At 64.3% G+C, this 835-nt stretch carries 1 protein-coding gene; it reads left to right on the top strand.

What is annotated here, in order from left to right; translation table 11 throughout:
- Positions 1-64: 64 nt before the first annotated feature.
- Positions 65-819, top strand: a protein-coding gene (locus tag O5O54_RS22225; protein WP_407061751.1) for an IS5 family transposase whose coding sequence is annotated in 2 segments (ribosomal slippage) — positions 65-397 and positions 400-819 — 753 coding nt in all. Because the reading frame shifts where the segments join, the coding sequence is not laid out codon by codon here.
- Positions 820-835: the final 16 nt, after the last annotated feature.

Raw genomic sequence — 835 nt, 5'->3', positions numbered from 1 at the left:
CTAGGCTCAGGACCTATTAATTTGTTTTGAGGCGTGGTTCAGTTGGGCATTGGAGGAATTTCCGATGGGCAAGCTGTTCCTGTTGAGCGAGCGCCAGATGGCGCGGATATCGCCGCACTTCCCGCTGTCCCACGGGGTGCCGCGCGTCGACGACCGGCGTGTGGTGAGCGGCATCGTCTACGTGATCCGCAACGGCTTGCCGTGGAAGGACGCGCCGGCGGACTACGGGCCGCACAAGACCTTGTACAACCGCTTCATCCGCTGGTCGCGGCTTGGCGTCTTCAACCGCATCTTCGCCGCGCTTGCGGGTAAAGGATCAAGACCGGAGCGCATCATGATCGATGCCACGCATCTGAAGGCGCACCGTACGGCGGCGAGCCTGCTCAAAGGGGGGATGTTCCCCGACGTATCGGACGCACCAAGGGCGGCCTGAACTCCAAGTTGCACGCCGTCTGCGACGGACAGGGTCGTCCCCTCGTCATGACGCTCACCGAGGGCCAGACCAGCGACTATCATGGCGCCCGCCTGATGCTGGCGCACTTGCCGCCCGCCAGGGAGATGCTGGCCGACAAGGGCTATGATGCCGACTGGCTGCGCCAGGCGCTCGCCGAGCGCGGCATCGCCGCCTGCATCCCGTCACGGGCCAAGCGCAAGAACCCGCTCCCGCACGATCCCGTACTCTACAGGCAGCGCTACAGGATCGAGATCATGTTCGGTCGCCTCAAGGACTGGCGGCGCATCGCCACCCGCTACGACCGATGCGCCCACACCTTCTTCTCAGCCATCTGCATCGCGGCCGCCGTCATCTTCTGGCTCTGATCAACGAGTCCTGAGC

It is taken from the genome of Aureimonas sp. SK2 (genome assembly GCF_029813115.1).
Lineage (GTDB): Bacteria > Pseudomonadota > Alphaproteobacteria > Rhizobiales > Rhizobiaceae > Aureimonas.
The sequence above is the reverse complement of the archived record's forward strand: the minus strand, read 5'-3'. Positions and strand labels throughout refer to the sequence as shown.